Source organism: Streptomyces atratus, from assembly GCF_014648655.1.
Classification (GTDB): domain Bacteria; phylum Actinomycetota; class Actinomycetes; order Streptomycetales; family Streptomycetaceae; genus Streptomyces; species Streptomyces atratus.
In genome coordinates this window covers 1-3969 of record NZ_BMRN01000131.1, presented here as the reverse complement: position 1 = coordinate 3969, position 3969 = coordinate 1, and the positions used below count along the sequence as shown (strand labels likewise).

Genomic DNA, 3969 nt, shown 5'->3' with positions numbered 1-3969 from the left:
GGGGTGTTGTCGTTGGGGGATGCGGCGGAGTTGGTGGTGGCGCGTGGTCGGTTGATGCAGGCGTTGCCGGTGGGTGGGTTGATGGTGGCGGTTGAGGCGGCGGAGGCTGAGGTGCTGCCGTTGTTGACGGATGAGGTGGGGCTCGCGGCGGTGAACGGTCCGTCGTCAGTGGTGGTGTCGGGTGCGGAGGAGGGGGTGCTGCGGGTCGCGGATCATTTCGCGGGGCTGGGGCGCAGGACGAAGCGGCTCACCGTGTCGCACGCGTTCCACTCCCCGCTGATGGACCCCATGCTCGCGGAGTTCCGCGAGGTCGCGGAGCGCATCTCGTACGGCACTCCGACCCTCCGCGTGGTCTCCCACGTGACCGGCACCGCCGCCACCGCCGAACAGCTCACCTCACCCGATTACTGGGTGACCCACGTGCGCGAAGCCGTCCGCTTCGCCGACGGCGTCCGTCACCTGGCCGCCGAAGGCGTCAACCGGTTCCTGGAACTGGGCCCCGACGCCGTGCTCACCGCGCTCGCCGAGTCGTCCTCCTACCTGCCTGCGGAAGCGCTCGCCGTACCGGCCCTGCGCAAGGGCCACCCGGAGGTCGCCACCCTGCTCGCCGCCGTCGCCCGGCTGCACGTCGCCGGCTCGGCGCCCCGCTGGGGCGACATTCTCGACGGCCGCGGCGGACAACGCGTCCAACTGCCCACGTACGCCTTCGACCGCACCACGTACTGGCTCGACGCACCCCCCGCCGACACCGGCGACGTGACGAGCCTCGGCCAGACCGCCGCCGCGCACCCGCTCCTGAGCGCTGTCGTCACCTCCCCGGAGGCAGGCGGCGTCGTACTCACCGGACGCCTCTCGATCCGCACCCACCCCTGGCTCGCCGACCACGACGTCCTCGGCACCGTCCTCCTGCCCGGCACCGGGTACGTGGAGCTGGCGATCAGGGCCGGTGAGGAGGTCGGCTGCGATGTGGTCGAGGAACTCACCATCGAGGCCCTGATGCCGCTCCCGCCGCACGGCGGAATCGCCGTCCAGGTCGTCGTCGACGCACCGGACGCGGAGGGACGCTGCTCGCTCAACGTGTACTCCCGGGCCGCCGACGCCCCCGCCGGCGACTCCTGGAGCAAGCACGCCAGTGGCGTACTCGCCCCCGGCGACAAGGAGTCCGCGAGCGCCGCTCCGTTCGGACTCGACACCACCGTCTGGCCGCCCGAAGGAGCCACCCCCGTCGACATCGACGGGGTCTACGACTACCTCACCGGCCAGGGCTACGGTTACGGGCCCATGTTCCGTGGCCTGCGCGGCATCTGGTCCCGCGGCAAGGAGACATTCGCCGAGGTCTCCCTGCCCGAGGACTCCCTCGCCGTCGGCGCCGACTTCCGGATCCACCCCTCCATCCTCGACGCGGCCCTGAGCGCGACCGACTTCATGGACGGGCGACGGCCGCAGGATGTCGGCGGAACCCAACTTCCCTTCGCCTGGTCCGGAGTGACCCTGCACGCCGCGGGCTCCTCCCGACTGCGCGTCCGTATCACCGCCGTCGAGTCCCACCGCTCCCAGGGCTCCGACGCGGTACGGCTCGAACTCGCCGACCCGCAGGGCACACCGGTCGCCACCATCGAATCCCTCGTGGTGCGCCCCGTCACCGCGGCGAAGGTCAACGCCGCCGCTGCCGCCGGAGGTGGCGAACGCGAAGCCATGTTCCACCTGGTCTCCCAGCAACTGCCGCTCGGCGCCGCGGCCACCGCGTCCACGGACCGCTGGGCCGTCGTCGGCAGCGACCCCCACGGCATCCTCACCGCAGGGGCCGACACCTCGTTCACCACCTACCCGGACCTCTCCGCGCTCGGCGCAGCCGTCGAGGACGGAGCCCCGGTCCCCGATGTGGTCCTGCTGCCCGTCCCGTCCGCCGACGGCGCCGACCTCCCGGCCGCCGTCCGGGCCGTGACGGGACACGTCCTCGACACGGTGCAGACCTGGCTCGCCGACGCACGGTACGCATCCGCCCGCCTCCTTGTGGTGACCCGCAACGCCGTCACCGTCACGGACGCCGACACCACAGCCGTGGACCTCGCCCAGGCACCGGTGTGGGGGCTGCTGCGCTCAGCCCAGGAGGAATACCCGGGCAGGTTCGTCCTCGTCGACACCGACGGATCGACGACGGCCCGCGACTCCCTGCCCGCCGTGGCCGCCTCCGGTGAACCCGAGGCCGTCCTCCGCGGGGCCGAAGTACGCGTACTGCGTCTCGCCCGCATGGCCGCCGCAGCGCCCACGCACCCCCTGCCCTGGGACCCGACCGGTACCGTGCTGATCACCGGCGGCACCAGCGGGCTCGGTGCCGTCGTCGCCCGCCACCTGGTCGAACAGCACGGCGTACGCCACCTGCTGCTGGCCGGCCGACGAGGTCCGGACGCCCCCGGCGCCACCGCGCTCCGGGACGAACTGCACGCGCTCGGCGCCCAGGTCACCATCGCCGCCTGCGACGTGGCCGACCGGGCAGCCGTGGACGAACTGCTCGGCAGGGTGCCCGCCGGACACCCACTGACCGCCGTGGTCCACGCGGCGGCCACCATGGACAACGCCCTGGTGGGCTCCCTCACCCCCGCACAGTTCGACACTGTACTGCGCTCCAAGGCGGACGCGGCCTGGCATCTGCACCGAGCCACCCGTGACCTGGACCTGAAGGCGTTCATCCTCTTCTCCTCCTGCGCCGGCCTCGTGGTCGGGGTCGGACAGGGCAACTACGCCGCGGCCAACCGGTTCCTCGACGCCCTCGCCGCCCACCGCCGCGCAGCCGGACTGCCCGCCACCTCCTTGGCCTTCGGACTGTGGGAGACCCGGACCGGCCTCGGTGGCGGCGTCACCCACGCCGACCTGCGACGGATGCGCACCCTGGGCATGCCGGCCCTGCCCACCGCCGACGGGCTCGCCCTCTTCGACGAGGCACTCACCCTCGACGAAGCGGTCCTCGTTCCGATCCGGGTGGAGCCGGCCGAGCGCACCACGGCCGAACCACCACTGCTCCTCAAGGACGTCCTCGGCGCACCGGCCCGGCCGGCCCCTCGCAAGGAGGTGCGTGCACCCGCTGTCACCGCGATCGCCGCCCCTGTCACCGAACTGCCCCTGGAGCAGCGGTTGTCCGGGATGAAGGCGGCGGAACGCAAGCGCGCCGTCCTCGACGTCGTCCGCGCAGAGGTCGCCGGAGTCAGCCACAGCGTCCCGGCCACGATCGATGTGTCCAAGGGCTTCACCGAGCTGGGCCTCGACTCGCTCGCCGCGATCGACCTGCGCAACCGCCTGCAGAAGGCCACCGGACTGCGGCTGCCGGCCACGCTCATGTTCGACTACCCCAGCCCGCAGGTGCTGGCGGACTTCCTCCTCGACGAACTGCCGCTTGGCATCGACGAGGCCATCCCCGACACGGCCGGCGTCGCACAGAATGGCCACGGGACACCGCAGGGGCCGGGCGACACGGAGATCCGGCAGACACTGGCCGCCATCCCCGTCGCCGCGCTGCGCGAGGCCGGTTTGCTCGACGCGCTGTTGAAGCTCGTCGGCCCGTCGGGCGCCGCGCAACCCACCGGCCCCGGGACCCCGGCGCCTCAGAGCGAAGCAGCTCAGGCCGGCGAAGCGATCAGGACCATGGACGTCGACGACCTGGTGCGCGCCGCGCTCGCGTCCGCCGACGCGAACCGTAGTGAGGGCTGAGGACATCATGGAAGCATCAGTTGAGCAGTTGGTCGCCGCACTCCGCGCATCCATGCTGGAGAACGAACGACTCCGCTCCCGCAACGACCAGCTCACCAGCGACGCCACCGAGCCGATTGCGGTGGTGGGGATGGCGTGTCGTTATCCGGGTGGTGTGGGTTCTCCGGATGATCTGTGGGATCTGCTGGTGGAGGGCCGGGACGGTGTGTCGGCGTTTCCGGTGGACCGTGGGTGGGATGTGGAGGGTCTGTACGATCCGGAGCC

Annotated in this window: 2 protein-coding genes; both read left to right on the top strand. The window is 72.1% G+C overall.

Features of this window, described 5'->3' with window-relative positions; genetic code table 11:
• The coding region (locus tag IEZ15_RS43510; RefSeq protein WP_189282455.1) for a type I polyketide synthase at positions 1-3705 on the top strand (3705 nt) is incomplete at its 5' end.
• Between the two features lie 7 nt (positions 3706-3712).
• On the top strand, positions 3713-3969 hold a 257-nt coding region (locus IEZ15_RS43505; RefSeq protein WP_229846589.1), incomplete at its 3' end, for a beta-ketoacyl synthase N-terminal-like domain-containing protein.